Annotated in this window: 16 protein-coding genes; 9 read left to right on the forward strand and 7 right to left on the reverse strand. The window is 48.7% G+C overall.

All coding sequences use genetic code 11. The annotated features are described in order from the left end of the window. Positions 1 to 37 precede the first annotated feature (37 nt). Both katG and FT643_RS07425 read right to left on the reverse strand, forming a co-directional pair. Positions 38 to 2,170, reverse strand: coding sequence for a catalase/peroxidase HPI (gene katG, locus FT643_RS07420; protein ID WP_411267801.1), 2,133 nt, complete (start codon positions 2,168 to 2,170; stop codon positions 38 to 40). Between the two features lie 316 nt (positions 2,171 to 2,486). Beyond that, positions 2,487 to 3,500, reverse strand: a complete 1,014-nt coding sequence (locus FT643_RS07425; RefSeq protein ID WP_156870758.1) for an alpha/beta fold hydrolase — start codon at positions 3,498 to 3,500, stop codon at positions 2,487 to 2,489. A gap of 374 nt (positions 3,501 to 3,874) precedes the next feature. On the opposite strand from FT643_RS07425, the gene FT643_RS07430 reads away from it, so the two are divergent. Continuing rightward, complete coding sequence (locus FT643_RS07430; protein ID WP_156870759.1) at positions 3,875 to 4,369, forward strand: hypothetical protein; 495 nt, start codon at positions 3,875 to 3,877, stop codon at positions 4,367 to 4,369. A gap of 392 nt (positions 4,370 to 4,761) precedes the next feature. Further along, a complete protein-coding gene (locus FT643_RS07435) occupies positions 4,762 to 5,574 on the forward strand; it encodes an SHOCT domain-containing protein (RefSeq protein ID WP_156870760.1) in 813 nt (270 codons plus the stop codon). Between the two features lie 117 nt (positions 5,575 to 5,691). Here the strand turns inward: FT643_RS07435 and FT643_RS07440 are convergent, their stop codons facing one another. The 4 genes from FT643_RS07440 to FT643_RS07455 form a co-directional block, all read right to left on the reverse strand. Next, entirely contained in the window at positions 5,692 to 6,183 is a 492-nt protein-coding gene (locus FT643_RS07440) for a hypothetical protein (protein ID WP_156870761.1), read from the reverse strand. 174 nt (positions 6,184 to 6,357) lie between these two features. Then, positions 6,358 to 8,088, reverse strand: a complete 1,731-nt coding sequence (locus tag FT643_RS07445) for a sodium:solute symporter family protein (protein WP_156870762.1) — start codon at positions 8,086 to 8,088, stop codon at positions 6,358 to 6,360. An 11-nt stretch (positions 8,089 to 8,099) separates the two neighbouring features. Further along, positions 8,100 to 8,366, reverse strand: a complete 267-nt coding sequence (locus FT643_RS07450) for a DUF4212 domain-containing protein (RefSeq protein ID WP_156870763.1) — start codon at positions 8,364 to 8,366, stop codon at positions 8,100 to 8,102. Positions 8,367 to 8,482: 116 nt separating this feature from the next. Beyond that, the gene (locus FT643_RS07455) at positions 8,483 to 9,223 is read right to left on the reverse strand and encodes a nitroreductase family protein (RefSeq protein ID WP_156870764.1); all 741 of its coding nucleotides are present in this window, start codon (positions 9,221 to 9,223) and stop codon (positions 8,483 to 8,485) included. Positions 9,224 to 9,243: 20 nt separating this feature from the next. On the opposite strand from FT643_RS07455, the gene tssI reads away from it, so the two are divergent. The 7 genes from tssI to FT643_RS07490 all read left to right on the forward strand — a co-directional run bounded on the left by tssI (position 9,244) and on the right by FT643_RS07490 (position 18,397). After that, positions 9,244 to 12,468 carry a type VI secretion system tip protein TssI/VgrG gene (gene tssI, locus FT643_RS07460; protein WP_198043392.1) on the forward strand — a complete coding sequence of 1,075 codons (3,225 nt, stop codon included), beginning with the start codon at positions 9,244 to 9,246 and terminating at the stop codon, positions 12,466 to 12,468. Position 12,469: 1 nt separating this feature from the next. Beyond that, entirely contained in the window at positions 12,470 to 12,781 is a 312-nt protein-coding gene (locus FT643_RS07465; protein WP_156870766.1) for a hypothetical protein, read from the forward strand. A gap of 241 nt (positions 12,782 to 13,022) precedes the next feature. Beyond that, complete coding sequence (locus tag FT643_RS23105; protein WP_198043393.1) at positions 13,023 to 13,898, forward strand: hypothetical protein; 876 nt, start codon at positions 13,023 to 13,025, stop codon at positions 13,896 to 13,898. A 14-nt stretch (positions 13,899 to 13,912) separates the two neighbouring features. Beyond that, entirely contained in the window at positions 13,913 to 14,176 is a 264-nt protein-coding gene (locus tag FT643_RS07475; protein WP_156870767.1) for a hypothetical protein, read from the forward strand. Positions 14,177 to 14,644: 468 nt separating this feature from the next. Next, positions 14,645 to 14,818, forward strand: coding sequence for a hypothetical protein (locus FT643_RS07480; protein WP_156870768.1), 174 nt, complete (start codon positions 14,645 to 14,647; stop codon positions 14,816 to 14,818). A 134-nt stretch (positions 14,819 to 14,952) separates the two neighbouring features. Beyond that, positions 14,953 to 15,807 carry a hypothetical protein gene (locus FT643_RS07485; protein WP_156870769.1) on the forward strand — a complete coding sequence of 285 codons (855 nt, stop codon included), beginning with the start codon at positions 14,953 to 14,955 and terminating at the stop codon, positions 15,805 to 15,807. Positions 15,808 to 15,883: 76 nt separating this feature from the next. Then, positions 15,884 to 18,397: an SdrD B-like domain-containing protein gene (locus tag FT643_RS07490; RefSeq protein ID WP_156870770.1), complete on the forward strand. Its 2,514-nt coding sequence runs from the start codon at positions 15,884 to 15,886 to the stop codon at positions 18,395 to 18,397. Between the two features lie 109 nt (positions 18,398 to 18,506). Here the strand turns inward: FT643_RS07490 and FT643_RS07495 are convergent, their stop codons facing one another. Beyond that, positions 18,507 to 19,097, reverse strand: a complete 591-nt coding sequence (locus tag FT643_RS07495; protein WP_156870771.1) for a hypothetical protein — start codon at positions 19,095 to 19,097, stop codon at positions 18,507 to 18,509. Positions 19,098 to 19,409 lie beyond the last annotated feature (312 nt).

Below are 19,409 nucleotides of genomic sequence, written 5' to 3' on the forward strand. Positions count from 1 at the left end.
CCCCAGTTTCGCAAAGGGGCGCTCTTGTGGTCAGGGCTTAAATATCAAACCGGTCCAACGTCATCACCTTGGTCCAGGCATTAACAAAATCCTGTACAAACTTTTCGTCGGCATCATTGGATGCATAGACTTCGGCAATGGCCCGTAATTCTGAATTCGAGCCAAAAATAAGATCCACCGGGGTCGCGGTCCATTTCAGTTTACCGGACTTGCGGTCGAAGCCTTCATACAGTCCATCGTTTTTATCAGATTTAGACCATCGGGTGGACATATCCAGCAGGTTTACAAAAAATGCATTGTTGAGGGTGCCGGGTTTATCGGTGAAGACACCGTTTTTGCTGCCGTCTGCATTGGCACCCAAGGTTCGCATTCCGCCGATTAATACGGTCATCTCCGGTACGGTTAAGGTCAGCAGATTGGCCCGTTCGACCAGAGCGTCAGTGGGAGAAAGACGGGCGTTCTTACTGAAGTAATTACGGAAACCATCGGCTTTGGGTTCAAGCACTGCAAAGGCTTCCACATCCGTTTGCTCCTGAGCGGCGTCGGCACGGCCGGGAGCAAAGGGAACTTCTATATCATCATACCCGGCATCCTTTGCTGCTTTTTCAATCGCAGCCGCTCCACCCAGAACAATCATGTCGGCCATGGAAACTTCGGTATCTCCCCATTTGGCTTCGTTAAAATCGGTGCGGATACGGTCCAGTTCGGCGAGTACTTTAGCGACCTCTTCAGGATTATTAACAGCCCAGTTTTTTTGAGGCTCAAGCCGGATGCGCGCACCATTGGCCCCGCCCCGCATATCGGTGCCACGAAAACTGGCAGCAGAGGCCCAGGCAGTGCGTACCAGTTCCGCTACCGTTAGTCCGGATTCCAGAATCTGTTTTTTTATTTTCTTAATATCCCGGCCACCAATCAGACCATGATCAAACTCGGGTATCGGATCCTGCCAGATAAGCTGTTCTGGCGGTAGGTCGACGGCAATGTAGCGTGCCTTCGGTCCCATGTCCCGGTGGGTTAATTTGAACCAGGCCTTGGCAAACGCCTTTTCAAACTCTTCCGGATTTTCTTTGAAGCGAAGCGAGATTTTTTTGTATTCAGGATCGACCTTTAGTGAAAGATCGGTTGTGAACATGATGGGTGCGTGACGCTTGGACTTGTCGTGGGCGTCCGGTACCAGGTTGGCCGCTTTGCCATCAGCGGGGATCCACTGTGTAGCCCCGGCCGGGCTCTTGGTTTTGACCCATTCATGATTGAACAGATTGTCCAAATATTGTGTCGTGAACTGAGTGGGGCTCACGGACCAGGCGCCTTCGAGTCCACTGGTGATGGTATCTTCGGCGTTGCCTTTGCCGCATTTATTTTTCCAGCCGAAGCCTTGCTGCTCGGTCGGCGCAGCGGAGGGCTCTCTGCCCAGACATTCCTCTGGTTTGTGGGCTCCGTGCGCTTTACCGAAGGTGTGTCCCCCCGCGATAAGGGCGACCGTTTCTTCATCGTTCATAGCCATGCGGCCGAACGTTTCACGGATGTCTTTTGCAGCGGCCAGCGGGTCCGGGTTGCCGTTGGGGCCTTCGGGGTTTACATAGATTAATCCCATTTGAACTGCTGCCAGGGGCTTATCCAGTTTGCGATCGCCATGGTAGCGTTCGTCTCCCAGCCATTCTCGCTCCGGCCCCCAAAACACCAGATCCGGCTCCCAGTCGTCTTCACGCCCTCCGGCAAAGCCGTAGGTTTTAAAACCCATGGATTCCAATGCAACGTTCCCGGTTAATACCATCAGGTCAGCCCAGGAAATATGGCTGCCGTACTTTTGTTTGATTGGCCACAACAAGCGTCGAGCTTTATCAAGGCTGACATTGTCCGGCCAACTATTGAGCGGTTCAAAGCGTTGCTGTCCGCCTCCGGCACCGCCGCGTCCATCGTCCACTCGATAGGTGCCTGCGCTATGCCACGCCATGCGAATAAAAAACGGTCCATAGTGGCCGTAGTCCGCTGGCCACCAATCCTGAGAGGATGTCATCAAAGCTTCAATGTCTTTTTTAACAGCTTCCAGGTCGAGCGTTCTAAATGCGTCTGCGTAGTTGAATTTTTCACCTAGCGGATTGGACTCGCTATCATGTTGGCGTAACGGTTGAAGGTCCAGACTTTCCGGCCACCAGTCGCGGTTCGACATGGGTTCTTGTTCGGTGAGAGCGGCTCCGGTTGCGGAGATGGTAGTTGCGGAAAATGCGAGTGCGGTGAGTAAAGGAATTGTTCTTATTAACATGGATGTCCCCGTCCCTGTGTTGAGTTAAATGCGCTATGTACTATAGTCCGTGAGGAACGAATTGGGTGTATAAATATAACTATTAGCGAGATAGATAAATTTTATCGTTTATTCTTAAACAAACTATTAGGTTTTTTTTTAACAAATTTATGAGCTGTGAAGACCGTTGATGTGGAGATGAGTGGTACGGATTATTGCCGCTTTTAACCGTTTTTATACTTTTTTATTTCGAAGAAAGTGTTTTATGAAGAACCGCTTTAAATCGCTCAAAGTCTTCAATCTGGGGCAAGTGACCCAGGTCTTTGAGTTCGAATATTTCGATGGACTGATTGCGTTGCTGAATCCGATCGCCGAGTTGATCGTAGCGCCCCAGTTCATATTGCACACCGGGTTTCATCCAGTTGCGGCCGGGGCCGGTACGGTCCCGGGTTCCCAGTATCAGCGCTGCCGGAACGGAAAGATCACCGAACTCTTCTATTACCGGTTGTGTGAATAACATGTCATAAGTAAGTGCGTTGACGTAGGCGATATCTTTCCAGTGCGGCCCCTGCACCCAGCCTACCAGCGGATTTGTCAGGCTGTCGTACGTCGCGTTCCACTTCCCATCGTAATAGTTTTTCTGTTGATAGCGTTTGATTTTTTCGGCGTTCAATGTCAACTCATTCTGATAAAAGAAATTCACATCTTTGTACTCCACATAGTGGAGATAGTTTTCCAACCCAATCGGATTCACTAACAGGAGTTTGCTGGTTTGTTGCGGATACGATAATGCAAAACGGGTTGCCAGCATCCCACCCATGGAGTGGCCGATCACAATGGTTTTGGATATGCCCAGTGATGTCATTAGATTGCGGGTATTATTCGCCAAGGCAGAAAATGAATATTGGTAGTGTTTCGGTTTGGAGGATTTTCCGAAGCCGATCTGATCCGGTATCAATACGCCGTACCCCTTTTGGTGGAGGTAGTGTGCAGTTTGTTTCCAATAGGCGCCGTTGAAGTTCTTCCCATGCAGTAACGTCACCACGGCATTTTGATTTTGGGGCGGCAGATACATATAGGCCATTTCAAGTGTCTTCTCCTGAGAATGAAAACGGTGGAATTTTACTTCATAGGGGTAGGGGTAGTCTGTTAGCCGTAAATCGTAGGCCAGTTCCTTGGGGGCAGTTGTGTCTGCATAAACGAAAGCACTCGTGATGATCGTCGTCAGTGCTGTGATGGCGGAGATTATTGCTCTCATCGGGCAGTCCTTAATGGTATCCGTGTAAGGTCAGTAGCGTTTTGTCGGAATCGCAATGGTCCCTGGTAAACACACGATGAGTTTACCATCACGGGTCAGCCGATAGTTACCCGGGCGATTATGTTGGTGGTATTTTTTCTTGGTAGTTTGTAAGAAAGCGGAACGGAACTGTAAAAGTTACCCGGTGCGTTGGTTAATTCGGTTGTTTGACCGGCCGCTTTGCTTGCATTATCAGCCTATCCTCATGAGTTTCCGGCGATTCCTGTTTGTGCGCTAATAATGGCATAGCCTTTGCTGTAACTACACCAGGAAGCGAAATGATTCGACTTTCGGGAAATGAAAGACAGAACGTCAAATGATAAAGGGAAATTATTATGAGCGATGTAATTACAGGACTGTTTAACAAGCCTTCAGAAGCGGCTATGGCAATCAACGAACTTGAAGCCAAAGGCGTATCGGCTGACGACATCAGTTTAATTGCGAATGAAACCGTTAATCAGGAAAACTTCGGTATCGCCGAGCAATCCAAAATGCCGGAAGGTGCTGCGATCGGTGCGGTCACTGGTGGTGTGTTGACAGCGGTAGTCGCCGGATTGACTGCCGTGGGTGCAGTGGCAACCGGAGGAGCCGGACTTTTGATTTCCGGTCCCACCGTTGCTGCCCTCGCCGGCGCGGGTGCGGGTGCCACTGCCGGAACTTTAATTGGGGGTGCAATCGGCGCCGCAATTCCGGAGCACGAAGTGAAATATTATGAAGATGCCATTAAAAAAGGTTCGATTTTATTAGGCGTCAAATACACCAGTAAAAACAAAGATACGATCAAAAGTATCCTGAAGCACTATGATGTAAAAGAGGTTGCTACTGCATAAAGTGTTATGCTTTAGTCTTTAAAGAAAGGTGCCCTGGTGGCACCTTTTTTCTTGGCTTTGGACTCGGGTTTGCGTCTGCCATCCGCAACACTGCACTCTCGTGCAGACCTGGAGTAAACGGCCTCAATAAACGGCGGCTTTACCCTATAGACCCACACAAAATGAAGGGTGACCCTGTTTGTTCCAGGGCGCTTAAACGAGTTAGTATTTAATTGCAGATTAATTTCGGAATCTCGCGCATTTGCCTCTGAAATAGCTTAGTATCTCCACCCCCCTGTATCCAGGCATGGAATCTGCAGGTGTCTTCTGTTTATCAACATTGTCACGTTCCTGCTTTATCCTGTACCCAGGGCAAGCTCAACCTGAATCTTACACCTCACCGGAGGCCGAACATGCAACAGCTTACTCAGACGGGCCAGAATATCGTCAACAATATTTCATCCAGATATAACTTAAGTTCGGATGCCGTTGTCCACATGCTCATCGCGGTTCAAAATGGTGCAGGTTCAATGGCGCAATTTAATTGCCCTGAGCTGGGTGGTTCAGGTCAGTGGATGCGGGGCGGAATGACCATGGTCGGTGATATGTTTAATCATGGCCTGAAGATGACAGTTGATAATTTATGCAATGAATTGTCGAATGCGTTGGCCAATAACCAGATATTTCCACCGCCGCCACCGGCGGGCTCACCCGGCAGTAACCATTGGTGGCCGGCGGATCTGGGGCAGCCTTTCAGCAGTGGTGCGCAAAATAACACCCGCTATGCGGTATTTCCCGGACGCTTGGCCATTGAAATGAATGGCGCGATCACAGTTTACGATACGCTGGACAATAACATCAGTGGTGTAAGTCAGCAGCAGGGCGGAGACAATTCGCTGACGTTTAGTAGCCAATACGGCACCATTGCGGTGTCCAGTTTGCCGTTGATTTCCGGGCCGGGTCTGGCACCCGCTCCGAACACCAATTTTGCCGAGCCACCGCCGCCGGTAGCCGAGGTGCCTGCCGCTCAGTCGCAGCCTCAGACAACCTATAATGCGCCGGGCGTTGACGCGGAAATGTCGAATGTCGGTACGAATAGCAATACCAACAATTCTCCGGATGCCATCATCGGTTTGATCGAACGGTTGGCCAAAATGCGGGATGCCGGTGCAATTACCGATGATGAATTCAACGCAAAGAAAGTAGAATTGCTAAGTCGTATTTAAGAGGAAAAAGGGGTATCCACTTCTACTCTGAGCGGGGTCAATGGATTTATTACCACCAGCAATTCCAGTATCACGGGGTTGCCGGTTTAGCCGGTAAAGTGGGAACAGAATGAAGCACTAGCGGAAATCTTTGCCAAAACTGGTCTGGTACTGAACAAATGCCAACCCGGTTTCGCCAAAATACAACGCGCTTTCTGCAGCAACCACCAGCCGGATCATCGCATCATCGGTTTGTTCACCCTCAAGTTCAATGCGCCATTTGAATCCGCTCTCATCTTCTGCTGTCATGTCGGCGGGTTCGCCGGCCTGATCCGGGCTTGTCACCAGCGCGGCTTTGGCTCCCTGCAAGACGTGCTTAGACGTAAGATGCAATGTCAGGACATTGACCCCCACTTCCTCTGATTTGATATCCACTTCAAAGGAGCCGTTTTTCAGTGTGCAATGTCCGCTGGGATAACGACAGTTGGGCAAAGCAGCCAGGGAATAGGACTGACCAGCTTGTGCCTGCTTCGGCTTTTCCCCGACCATCATATCCACGGCAAAATACGCAATAATGGCGAGAATGGGGGAAACAATCATAGCGACAACAACGTGCTTGTTTTTGAACATACGGATTCCTGATTGAACTCTGCTGTGGACAGGCTCTGAGCTTACTCTGAAAAAACGCTTTTGGCCTGCCCTAAAAAAGCCCCCGTAACTTTTGATTGCGGAGGCCGGGGGAGAGGGGCCCGAATTGTGTTCGGGCCCCGGTTGTTGTTACATCGTTGGTTCTAAACGGTGTTGCTAGTGATCATGCGCTTGAGTTGCTCCGGCCGGCATGCGGATACTTTCCACCATTTCCTGAATGTGCTCGGGGGGAGCCTGGGTTACCCGTGACACGGCAAAAGCGACGATGAAGTTAACGACGGCGCCTATGCACCCAAACGCGTTGGGCTCGATGCCCAGGAACCAGTTGGGTTCCATTCCGCCCAGGAAGGATGTACTGGCCACAAACATAAAGCCCATATGCTGGAATACATACAGCAGAGTGACGCTGATACCCGCGAGCATACCGGCAATAGCCCCTTCCTTATTCACGCGTTTATTGAAGATGCCCATCATCAATGCCGGGAAAATCGAGGATGCGGCCAACCCAAAGGCCAGGGCCACTGTCCCGGCAGCAAAGTCCGGCGGATTAAAGCCCAGATACCCCGCTACTACGATTGCCCCGGCCATCGCGATCCGGCTGGCTAAAAGCTCCTGCTTTTCAGAGATGTCGGGCATGAACACACCCTTACACAAGTCATGGGAAATAGCGGACGAGATGGCCAGTAACAATCCCGCAGCAGTGGATAACGCGGCGGCCAGACCCCCGGCTGCTACCAATGCGATCACCCAGTTTGGAAGGCGCGCAATTTCCGGATTCGCGAGCACCATTATATCGTTATCAACAGTCACCATTTCGTTTACCGATTTATCGGCAGTGTATTGAACACGGCCATCGCCGTTTTTATCTTCAAACGCCAGTAAGCCCGTGGTCTCCCATTTTTTGAACCAGCTTGGCCGTTCGTCGTATTGCATATATTCACCGGCGCTTGGCTCGATGGTGGTCATGAAGTTCATGCGAGCCATCGCCGCAACAGCCGGTGCAGTGGTGTACAGGATTGCGATAAACACCAGGGCCCATCCCGCAGAGCTTCTTGCATCGGCCACTTTAGGCACAGTGAAGAAGCGGATGATAACGTGAGGCAAGCCGGCCGTACCGATCATCAAAGACATGGTATAGGCGAACATATTGACTAAGCTCAGCCGGGCCTGGGTCGTGTATTCATTAAACCCGAGTTCCGTCACTACCTGATCCAGCCGGTCAAGCAGAAACGTGTCCGTGCCTATCATGGTGGAGCCCAAACCCAGTTGCGGTATCGGATTGCCAGTCAGATTCAGCGATATAAAAATGGCGGGAATGGTATAGGCAAAAATCAGAATGCAGTATTGGGCAATTTGAGTATAGGTAATGCCTTTCATGCCACCCATGACCGCATAGATAAATACAATGCCCATGCCCACTAACAATCCGGTGCCGTAATCCACTTCGAGGAAACGCGAAAAGGCCACGCCGATTCCTTTCATCTGACCGATAACATAAGTAATCGAAGCGATGATCAGGCACACCACCGCCACAATACGCGCGGTCCGTGAATAGTAGCGGTCGCCGATAAATTCCGGCACGGTGAACTTGCCGAATTTGCGCAGATACGGCGCCAGCAGCATCGCTAATAATACGAAACCTCCGGTCCAACCCATCAGGAAAACAGAGCCGCCGTATCCCATAAAGGCGATCATGCCAGCCATGGAAATAAAGGAAGCTGCCGACATCCAATCGGCAGCGGTAGCCATACCATTGGCCACAGGATGTACGCCACCACCGGCGACATAAAATTCTTTTGTGGTGCCCGCCCGGGCCCAGATAGCGATGCCGATGTATACCGCGAAGGTAAACCCGACCACAATGTACGTTAATGTTTGCAGAGACATAGTCGGTTACCTCACTTTTCGTGGACGTCGTATTTGCGATCAAGCTTACCCATTTTGTAGGTGTAGTAAAAAATCAACACTACGAATACATAAATGGAACCTTGTTGAGCAAACCAAAATCCAAGCTTGTAACCACCCAAGTGAAACTGGTTGAGAAAATCCACCAAAATGATGCCGCACCCAAATGAAACCACAAACCAGATCACCAATAACGTCAGCATCAACCTCACGTTGGCAGACCAATAGGCGGTGGCATCTTCTTTATTCTTAAACGCCATACACGTACCCTCCGAATCCCGTATTTTTGTATTTGTACTGTTCTGTTTTAAACCAGTACCGGAGGGTTGTGTATTAGACGTTGGTCGAGCGGAGGCAAAGTGGCCAAAGGTGAAGGCTAGATGTAATGCACAAACTCGTCGCGGGGGAAGCGATAGCGGCGGTGATAAATGCCATCGGGGGCGCGTTTGCCTACACCCAGAATCATCGTGACGATGGCGTCGTTGGGCAGCGCCAGGATTTTGTTGACCCGACGTTCGTCAAAGCCTTCCATCGGGCAGGTATCGTAGCCATGGGCGCGAAACGCCAGCATCATATTCTGCGCTGCCAAGGCGGTGGATTTTACCGCCCAGGTGCGCATCTCGTTGATGCCGTAGGGGCCGCGGGGTACCGGACGGGCTAATCCTGCCAACAGGCCCATGGCTTTTTTCGCCATACCCAGACTGCCCAGGGGTCCGGGATTGTAATGAAACAGTGCGATTTTGGAGTAATAAGTCTTAATAATCTTTGGCATAGTCTCTTCCGGCCAGTAGTCCAGATTGCGTAAGCTATTCTTTTTCCAGGTATTTGACCGTGCCACGATGGGTATCAGCAATTGCGCTGTAGTGGCGGCGTTCTGGCCCAGGCAGGCTTCTGCTAACTGGCTCATCACCTGTTTTTCCCGTACCACATAGAATTCCCACGGTTGCAGATTAGAGGAATTGGGGGCGAGCATGGCTAAATCGAGGCAATCCTCGACCACGTCTTCCGGCACCGGCTCGTCGGTAAAGCGGCGTACTGAACGGCGGCTAGTCACAATTTTGCGGAATTCTTCGATGCTGGTAGCGGGGGCTACCGCTTCGTCGCGGTAATCAGTCATGTTTCCCTCTGAATTTTTAAGTGCGTGATGTCTTTATGGGTACACGCGGCTTTATTGTCGTTTTCATCACGTTAACAAATCCGGCTCAGCAAACAATGACCGTACCTGCCAATGTGACACGATTTTTGTTCGAAATTCCCAGCCTGGCGGAAGAATTGCGGGTGGTGGGTTTCAGTGCTCTGATTTCTGTATCGGAGCCTTACCGTATTGAACTGGAGCTGGCCTGTGAAAATGCCGCGCTCGACCTGCAGAGCCTGATTGCCAAATCCGGCCTCATCGCCCTTTTTGATGAGCGCCTGCCGCAATATCTGCATGGCGAGATCGTTGCTGCGCAGCAAGGTGAAACCGGCAATAAATTCACGCTTTATCATTTGTCTTTACGGCCCAAGCTCTACTTTCTCGGTTTTCGCAGTAATCTGCGTCTGTTTCAAAACCAAACGGTGCCCGACATCATTGCCCAGGTGCTGGATGAGGCAGGTATTCAGGGTGATCAGGTCGAATTCCGTTTAACCGGGCGCTATCCTCAGCGTGAGTATTGCACTCAGTACAAAGAAACAGACCTCAAATTTGTCAGCCGCCTGATGCAGGAAGAGGGTATTTTCTACTTTTTCGAACATGGTCTGGATGGTCATAAGATGGTGCTGTGTGATCGCAGCACTGCGTTCCAGGACATCCCCGGCGATTCGACCCTGCGCTACAAAGAACGCACCGGGATGGCGACCGAAGAAGAGTCCATCTACGAACTCACTGCACATCGGCGCATTAGCCAGGGTAAAGTGACGTTGCGTGATTATGATTTTGAGAAATCGCGTTTGCGGCTGGAAAAAACCAGGGAACAAGGGCAGTTCACCCAACTGGAGCACTACCGCTATCCTGGGAAATTCACTGATCCAGCCGACGGCCAGCGCTATGCCGAACTGCGTTACCAGGAGCAGCAGGCACTCTGCGAAACCATTGAGGGCAGGAGCAACAGTCCGCGCATGTTGTTGCCGGGTTACCGCTTTAGGATAAAAGAACATCCGCGGGGTGCCCTGAATGCGGAATACACGCTGTTGCATCTATCGGTCTTGGCGCGTCAGCCGCAATCCCTGGGTGAAGGGGCCAGTGGCGAGGGTTCGGCGTTCTCGGTCTCTTTCGTCGCAGTGCCGTCCAGAACTGAATTTCGTCCCCGACGAGATCTGGAAGCCCCAATTATTAACGGAACGCAAACCGCCTTCGTGACCGGACCGCAAGGGGAAGAGATCTACACCGATGAGCATGGCCGAATCAAAGTGCAGTTTCATTGGGACCGGGAAGGGCAATACGACCAAGACAGCAGTTGCTGGATGCGGGTAAGCCAATCCCTGGCAGGCGACAAATGGGGCGCGATCGCGCTTCCCCGTGTTGGGCAGGAGGTCACGGTGCGTTTTATGGACGGAGATCCGGATCGCCCGATTGTCACCGGCACAGTATATAACGGGGCCAACAACCCTCCGTATCCGTTACCCGCCAACAAAACCCGGACCCTGTTCAAAAGCATGAGTACCCCAGGTGGTGATGGCTTCAACGAATTACGTATAGAGGACAAGCAAGGCGCAGAGGCGATCTACATCCGTGGTGAAAAAGACCTGGATCTGAATGTACAAAATGACAGCCGCGAATGGATCGGAGCCGATCGCCACAACACCGTGGGCAACGATGAATTTGAAAGTATCGGCAGTGACCTGAATACCACGATCAAAGGCAACCACCTGCACACCGTCGGACAAAGCCTGGCTCAGACGGTCGGCAAAGATGCCCAGATCAAAATCAACGGCTCCCATATCGAGGAAGCCGGACAAACCATCAGTATTAAAGCTGGAACCAAGCTGGTAATTGAAGCGGGTTTCGAACTGACCCTGAAAGGTGGCATGGGTTTGGTCAAGCTGGATATGACGGGTGTTACCATCACAGGTCCATTGGTGCGGGCGAATACCGGCGGTGATGCAATACCGGGCATGCCTGCCAATGCGTCTGCGCCGGCTGCGCCGCAACCTGCGGATAAGGGCGATAAACCGGGTAATGTGAATCAGCCTGGTTTGCCGAACGGTCCGCAAGTGGTGGAAGCCGATGCTGAACCGCATGTGGTGTCGGCAGCGGAGGATGTTGAGGAGCCGGTGGTCAGTCAGGCGGTGAGTGCGCGTGATAATACTGTTGGGGTTCCCCAAAGCCAGAAGCAAGCAATGGGCGTTTTGGACAATCCGGTATCTGCGCCTGCAATCAAGGGCTTTATACCGGGAGACAATGCCTTTTCGGGCGCTGCTTTATATGATCCTGGCAATCCAACATTGGACGGTGCATTGAAGCCAGGGACATCGGTCAGAGCGGTTGAAGGCCTCTCAGGCTTCATAGATGGGGATAAATACTATGATGTTTATGCCAGCGGCGATGTGGTTGATGGAATACTACAGGTTGATCATTACGTTGTAAGAAGTATTGATAATGATCGGAATGAATGGGTAGTTGGCCCGGATCACCTTGATAAATTTACGCAAAACACCACCTCGCATGCAGTCATAGCCGGAAATCACTTTGGTATCTCCGGCATTCCGGATGAATATGCAGCCGGGGCTAATTTAGCGATAACCAAGTTGAATCGAGGTGATGCGAGTGGCGCATTTGCTGCACTCGGTGATGGTGTTATTAATTCCTGGAGCAATCCTGATAATGTTATGGCTGGCGTTGCGGGGCTGGCAGGAGCGGGTGTTGTTGCTAAGGGGGTTAGGGGTGTTCCAAACGCAGCCCAAAGAGCGCAACGGCTAACGCTGAATGCTGATCGTCCAACTTCAATTACTTCTCGTAATCCGGTTGATATAGCCGCTCAACGCCGACTTAATGAAATTGATGTGGATCGAAATGCATATGCGCCAGGTGAGGCTGGGGCTGCAGCGGAGATGGAACATTATTTAGGCGGCGCTCTCGAAAGAGCGCCAGGTGGATCCAGTGCTGATTTTGTTGTTAATTCGGGTGATTTTGCAGGGGCTAAAATCGATCTAAAATTAACCCCAGATACGTTCGATCAGGCATCGAAAATAAATCAATATTTTGATAAAACATTTCCAAAATTTTCACAGTCCTTTGCCAATAAGCTAGCGAAACCTGATGGTGCTGACTTAATGCCCTTTGACACTAGATTTTTGACTGAGAAAAACAAAAGTCGATTGTTTGAGTTTGTCGAGACACTTCCGGCCAGCTCTCAACAGAAAGTAATTTACTTGGTGCAATAGAATGTCTGGAACAATTATGCTAAGCAAGAAAAAAACCTTTGATGTGAGGAACGTCGATTTCAATTTAATTGTAAACGCCTTGCGAAACAGAGTAGGTGGATCCGAATTTGGGAAAGAGTTACTCGAAACCATCGATGTTTTTGGAATGAATATGATTTGTGTCGATGAGCTTGACGCTAACGGACTTAGAATGTTTGGTAGTTTCGTAAAAGAGTTTGGTGCAAGCCTGGAAACAGAAAATAAGGACCTATCTGATTTCTTAGAGTCAGTATCTGCGGAGATTGAACTTGACGAAAGGGTTGCTAGGAGATAGTAAAAACCAGTGCAGTCATTACTAATTAAGGCACAAAAAGATATGCTTTAATTGCCGGAGAATGCTGATTTTAGTGAAGGGAAGGAAAAAGTGCCTTTAAAATATTTTGTTAGGAATAATAATTTTTGGATAGTTATTTATCATAGGCAGGCTTTTTTCGAGGCGATAGGTTAAAGGAGCAGGGAAGGTAGAAAGTTTTAGAGCACGGTTAATGACAATGATTTAGAGTTAAGCTTAAAGAATGGCTGCTTTATATGATCCTGGCAATCCAACATTGGACGGTGCATTGAAGCCAGGGACATCGGTCAGAGCGGTTGAAGGCCTCTTAGGCTTCATAGATGGGGATAAATACTATGATGTTTATGCCAGCGGCGATGTGGTTGATGGAATACTACAGGTTGATCATTACGTTATAAGAAGTAATGATAATAATCGGAATGAATGGGTAGTTGGCCCGGATCACCTTGATAAATTTACGCAAAACACCACCTCGCATGCAGTTATAGCCGGAAATCACTTTGGTATCTCCGGCATTCCGGATGAATATGCAGCCGGGGCTAATTTAGCGATAACCAAGTTGAATCGAGGTGATGCGAGTGGAGCATTTGCTGCACTCGGTGATGGTGTTATCAATTCCTGGAGCAATCCTGATAATGTTATGGCTGGCGTTGCGGGGCTGGCAGGAGCGGGTGTTGTTGCTAGGGGGGTTAGGGGTGTTCCAAACAAAATAAACATGCGCAGTGCCGATGATCTGATGGGTGTTGAACCTGCGCCACAAGAACTGATATCGGCAGTTTCTAAGAAGCGTGATGTTGTTATCGCTCAACCAGGTTCTGAAGAGCTACGTATGTTGGATTACTTTGGAGCCGAGGCATCAGTAGGTGGCATTAATAACACTCATATTCTTCTTCGTGAAAATCCAAGCAAAGCAGCTGTGTTTGAAGAGTTCCTACATGGAACACAGGCTAAGCTAGGCATCACTGATCGTCTAGGGACCAGCGGCCTGGGAAGTGCAGAGACTCATGTCAAAGACTTTATGATCAATCACCAAAAAATGCTTGGACTTAGTGATGAAGACGTTCAGATACTTCAAATACTTAGAGACAAGGGGCTGTAATTGTGGAGATAAAAATGAGCGTACGAGAAAAATTTGAACTATCAGACGGGGTTACCATACTGGCTTGCTCTGGCTATGACCCGAAGTTTGATGTGATAGGCAAGGAGCTTGATCTGATTCGTGGTAATGAGGTTAGGCAAACTCTAGCGATCACTGGTGAAAAGAAAATGCTTAATCAAAAGGCTAATTTTGATCTACAGGCATTCGAGACGAACGATAAGGTTTTATTGTCACAACAAGAAGCACAAAGCGGAGAATGGCAACTAATTGGTAGTTAGCTTTTAGCTCGGTGAAGCGCTGGGCGTTTTGATTTTCCAGACAGCGCTGAATCATTGAAGGTAAACTCGGGCACCTTAAGAAGAGAGCCTGAGTAGCCTCATCCAAATGCGAACGCCGATATGGTTCGTTCGCTCAATAGGCAAAATGAATCAGCAGAAATTTTGTCGAATAGGGGCTTGGATGTAACACATTTACCTAATACGGGAAGAAAGGTAATCCTGATTTAGACATAAATACAAGTCCCGCAGACGTATAGTCTCCGAAGCCTAAAAATCCGAACACCAATAGGGATAATTTGACACATAAAGTTGATCACCAGGCACCAGATATAATCATGAATATTACTGATTCCCCATTGAGTCCAATTGATATGTTGAATTTTCTAGATGAAAAGCCGGTGAAAGGTTTACAGAAACTGTATTTGATTGATGGTGAAAACGTTTGTTTGAGGAAGTTTTAAGATGACCATGAGTCTCAATTTAGAAATTGCGCAGGGCGTTAGGCTTCAGGATATAGAAGAGGCTTTAGTGGGTGTCGAGTATTCGACAGTACTGACTGAAGACTTGGAATATGCAGCTCGGCAAGTGAAGCAGTTACAAGCACAATTGCAGAAAATACGAGGTCAAGCTTGTGATTGCTAAAAGGTGGTATGAGCTAAATAAAGCTCAGAATATACGAGAGCACATGATTGGGCGGATCTGGGTAAAAAACAAAATTATGAATTATGAGCCTATGATAGATCTACATCTCAGAGTTACTAGCGGGTAGTTTAAATATGAAAATAACAAACCCAATCCAAAAACACCACGGCATGGCGCTGGTCTACGTCCTTTTCATCATATGCGCATTCACACTGTTTATGATCAACCAAGCGGCCAGCTCGCAAGCCAAAAGTCAAAGCATGGCGCTGGAATATTCTCTTTCACAAACCCACAGCATTTTGAATATGGTGTTCAGCTACTATCAAAGGCACGGCAGCTGGCCGGTGAGCGGTAAACGATGTCAAATGCCTGAGCAGTTTATGGATGAGATCGAAACGGAATCCTATAACGGCTGGGGCTATGTGATCGAAGGCAGTGACGATTGTGAAAGTGACGACGATGCCTTTATCTTGGTGCAGCTCGTGCCGGAGGAATACGTCGGTATATTTGAAAGCAAATTTGAAGACGTTTCTGACAGTAGCGCCGGCGCCCCCAAAGGAGCCCGTAAGCTAGAGATAAGCCTGACTACAAATGGAGGTAACGATTTTATGGTGGATGTCGGCAAGCTGAGCGACAATAGTCTCGATCCACTTAAGCTGCCCGTAATGAATTGTAAAGGCCTCGTCAGAAAAACCCTATCTTATCAAGATGCTGTTTGTGGCTCGGTGAACGATCCAGCCAGAGTGAACTTTGGCTTTAAATTCGACGCGGATACCACCGGATTGTCTAATGCAGTAAGAAAGAAGAAAGAGGCAAAAATCACCTACGAAGTGCTCAGTGGATCGGTGAGCAGCAGCGGTCCGATAACGTATAATCAATTTTCTGAATTTCCCCATATTGGTAGTGATGGTCATCAGTTTGCAAATTATCGCTGCCCTAGTAGCGAAAAATCGATTAATGCGGTCACGCTTTCATGGTGTGAAAAGTAGAAGCCGCCGGGATTCGATAAGCGATTTTCCAGCAATAAAAGGCAAGGGTAAGTGAACCACCCTGATAGGATTAAATATGATTAAGCAACCGGATAAAGTATTACTCGCAGTTTTGATCACAGCTAGTTCTTCGGTCATACAAAGTCAACAAGCGCTAGCGGGTGTAGAGTTGGTAGAGGATTTTGCACCAGGTCAGGGGTCTAGCGCTTTTAGCTCGATAGAAGTGGTTGACGGTAATTTATCTTTTACTGCGGGGCCAGAAGGAATAGGAAATGTCGTTCATGAGTATGTTGTTGATGCAAATAACAACTTGACGATGGTAGGCCGCAACGACAATCGTTTCAAAATTAGGACCGATTTTGACGAAAGAACGTACGTCGCGAGAGACAACTCTGTCTACGTGGAAGATGATGGACAGGGCTATCTGTTGATTTCAGAGTTCCCCAGAGCTGATTATGGTAGCTACGGATATTCGGATTACTATATTGATTCTTTCTATTCTGAAAACGATAAACTGTTCTTTATTGTGAGAGAGGAGGCCGTTAGCAGAACAGGCCTTTATATTCATTACTTGCTGTACGAAGTGGATACCGTAAATAACACGGCAGATTATGTGACGTCTCAGAATCCCTATCTTTTTGGAGAGCCGACAGACGATACGCCAGATATTAAGATTCCAGATTTTTACTATAGACTAGGTGACGACAGGGTTATTCTCGCATCAACCGCAAATACAGGCCAGGAGTTTTGGGTCGTAAAAGGTGAAGGTACGGATAGGCGAATTCAATTATTGGCGGATATAAACCCGGGGAGTACTGGTAGCTTTAGTCGCTGGCTATTGGATTTCAACGGTGAAAGTTATTTTACAGCAAACGGCGCTGTTGGTCGGGAGCTTTATAAAATAAACAACGACATAGAAATTGAAAGAATCACGGATATACACCCGAATGGTGGTTCTTTTGTTACTTATGAAGAAGTCGCCTTCATCAGTAACGGCAACATGTATTTTTTAGCAAGAAGCTCAGGCAATAGTGGCTATGGGTTATGGAAAATTGATGATACTGGGAGCCTTGTCGCTGTTAAGCCTGCGATTAGGGATACATTCGGATTTGCGTATAATGATAGTCGCAATACTCTTTCCAAGATTGCCGAAACGTCAATTGGCCCGGTTTTTGTCGCAACGGATGCAATATCTCAGGAAGTTAGCGTTTGGTTCACAGACGGTACCAGTGATGGTACGGTACAGTTACCATTTAAAAACGCTGTTGGCGCGTTAGCGTTAGGCAATGAAAAACTGCTCATTTCTGTGCCTAATTCCCCACTAGGTTACAATCTATGGATTGTAGATCTTAAGGATATTTCATCTCCTCAGTTGCTGAAAGAAAACGCGCAGGAAATCCATATTTTCGCGGATAGTGTCAATACCACCACCAACACTGCGGCTGTAAGTATCTATGATGACAGCGCTGGATATGAGCTTTGGACTGTAGACGGCACCACCTCGACTATGAATTTAATTGGTGAGTTCGCTGGTATTTATCCCGGACATATTAACGATGAAAAACCGGTTGGAAGGCTGGGGAATAAGTTTGTTTTCGTTGCAGATGATGGTAGTTCTGGAGCAGAGCTTTGGGTCAGCGATAATACAGCGGCTGGTACAACTCTCGTTAAAGATATTGCTGCTGGTGAAAGAAGTGGTTACATCAATGGCTTTGGAGCAACGTCAAAGGTCATCGACGACCGTTACTATTTTCTGGCTGATGATACTGTGAACGGCCAACAAATGTGGGTAACTGACGGTACCGTGGGCGGGACCCATATGTTCGAGCCAATCAAGAGTGAGTTTACCCTCAGACCGGATAAGTTTGTTCAATTCAACGGTGATTTGTATTTTGTCGGCGATAGCGAAGAATTCGGGGTAGAGTTGTTCAGGTATACGCCTGACTCCGACAATAACCCACCCTCTAAGGGCACTGGCTCCCTAGGGGACTACGTTTGGCAAGACAGCAACGGTGACGGTATCCAGAATGCCGGTGAATTGGGTCTTGAAGGTGTGACCGTTCACCTACACTCTTGCATCGGAGACTTTATAGCCTCTACCACCACCGATAGCATGGGTGCATATCACTTTGATAACCTTGCCGAAGACAGCCTCAAACTGCAATTTATGTTGCCCAATGGTTACCGATTCAGCCCAGAAAAAGCCGCCGATGATTACACGCTCGACAGCAATGCCAATGAAACCACGGGGTTTTCATCCTGCTACGACATGAGCCTGAGCTGGAAACGTTTAGCCGTGGATGCCGGTATGGTGCCTGAAGCCACACTGGCCGTAGTAAAAGCAATCTACTTTAGTGACACGAATGAGTTATGGGTTCGCGCCGAATCCGATGTTATGCCAGAGGGTAGTGCTAACATCACGGCCACTGTTGCCGTAAATGGGGAAAATACCTCGCTAGGGCAGGTAAGTTGGAAAGCTGTTCAAGGATATTATCAAACTAGCTTTAAAAACGTGATGCAAACACCAAGCTCGGTAGCGATAACCAGTGAAATGGGTGGTAGCGTCACTGCAAAAGTGGAAATACAATAAACCTTTATGTAATGCCCCCTTCAAGAGAAATATTTAAGGGGGCATTTTATTTAGGTTGTAATAGAACACCTCTAAGAACACGGCACTCAACCTCTAAGCCGTATTACAATTAGTTCCCCAGCCAAGCCTTGCGCATGTGTTGACCGCAGGCAGCTGATTGCCGGAACGCATCCGATTGGCGGTTGTACCTCGATAGCAGACCATAAAAACTTTTGTTCTTTGATATCCAGGGGTAGAATCCGAATACGCCTGGGCTACTGAATGCCCCATCACCTTTTGGCCCCCCGGGCAGCGGCGTGGTGTGGGACTCAACCCAATGGCCGTAGGAATACCGCATATTGGTCTTGGATGGGTTTTGTTTGCCATCTGATGCATCGGGTGGAGTTGCAGCAATGGAATCTTTTCCCAGATAACCTATGGTTTTCCACTGATTGCGGACTATGCCTTGTAGAAATAAACCATAGTTTTTGGGTGTCATCTTCATTCCGCCTGCAACAGCAGGGAGGCTAAAGCCAAAGCCTATATTTTTCAAAACACTGTTATATTCTCTTCCGATATTATCGCTACTGAATCCACCCAAGCCGGCAACGTTAACTGCATGGTCCTGCATACCCCCACCGTTGTAATAGAATTTATTCACTTGAGATCCATTGATATATTGATTGCCTGGCTTTTGCAGACATTCTGACACGGTCTGCATAGAACCATCTTGGTTTTTTGCCGAGCACCGAGTAGGTGTAAATGCCCTATGTCCACCCCGCATTGTCAGTAGGCGCTTTTGTGCTGGTGAATTGGCCAGGCCTCGAGCCTCTGCGTACGTTGCATAGATCCACTTTGAGGCCGACGCAATGTTAATAGTGTTATTAGGATTGGTAAGGGGACCATTGCCCACTCTTCCGGCTGCAAGAACGTTAGTGCCGTTGCCCATCTCCCAATAAAATGAACCGAGCTTGGATTGTGCGCATGCTGATTGACTTTTCAACACGTTGCAAACACGGTGAGTCCTTTTGCA

This window comes from Ketobacter sp. MCCC 1A13808, from assembly GCF_009746715.1.
GTDB lineage: Bacteria > Pseudomonadota > Gammaproteobacteria > Pseudomonadales > Ketobacteraceae > Ketobacter.

Coding starts and splice junctions, on each gene's coding strand:
- FT643_RS07425 (WP_156870758.1), bottom strand. CDS start 3,500: ATGAGAGCAATAATCTCCGCCATCACAGCACTGACGACGATCATCACG.
- FT643_RS07450 (WP_156870763.1), bottom strand. CDS start 8,366: ATGGCGTTTAAGAATAAAGAAGATGCCACCGCCTATTGGTCTGCCAAC.
- FT643_RS07485 (WP_156870769.1), top strand. CDS start 14,953: ATGAAAATAACAAACCCAATCCAAAAACACCACGGCATGGCGCTGGTC.
- FT643_RS07440 (WP_156870761.1), bottom strand. CDS start 6,183: ATGTTCAAAAACAAGCACGTTGTTGTCGCTATGATTGTTTCCCCCATT.
- katG (WP_411267801.1), bottom strand. CDS start 2,170: ATGTCGAACCGCGACTGGTGGCCGGAAAGTCTGGACCTTCAACCGTTA.
- FT643_RS07480 (WP_156870768.1), top strand. CDS start 14,645: ATGAGTCTCAATTTAGAAATTGCGCAGGGCGTTAGGCTTCAGGATATA.
- FT643_RS07445 (WP_156870762.1), bottom strand. CDS start 8,088: ATGTCTCTGCAAACATTAACGTACATTGTGGTCGGGTTTACCTTCGCG.
- FT643_RS07435 (WP_156870760.1), top strand. CDS start 4,762: ATGCAACAGCTTACTCAGACGGGCCAGAATATCGTCAACAATATTTCA.
- FT643_RS07455 (WP_156870764.1), bottom strand. CDS start 9,223: ATGACTGATTACCGCGACGAAGCGGTAGCCCCCGCTACCAGCATCGAA.
- FT643_RS07495 (WP_156870771.1), bottom strand. CDS start 19,097: ATGCAGACCGTGTCAGAATGTCTGCAAAAGCCAGGCAATCAATATATC.
- FT643_RS07475 (WP_156870767.1), top strand. CDS start 13,913: ATGAGCGTACGAGAAAAATTTGAACTATCAGACGGGGTTACCATACTG.
- FT643_RS07430 (WP_156870759.1), top strand. CDS start 3,875: ATGAGCGATGTAATTACAGGACTGTTTAACAAGCCTTCAGAAGCGGCT.
- FT643_RS23105 (WP_198043393.1), top strand. CDS start 13,023: ATGGCTGCTTTATATGATCCTGGCAATCCAACATTGGACGGTGCATTG.
- FT643_RS07490 (WP_156870770.1), top strand. CDS start 15,884: ATGATTAAGCAACCGGATAAAGTATTACTCGCAGTTTTGATCACAGCT.
- FT643_RS07465 (WP_156870766.1), top strand. CDS start 12,470: ATGTCTGGAACAATTATGCTAAGCAAGAAAAAAACCTTTGATGTGAGG.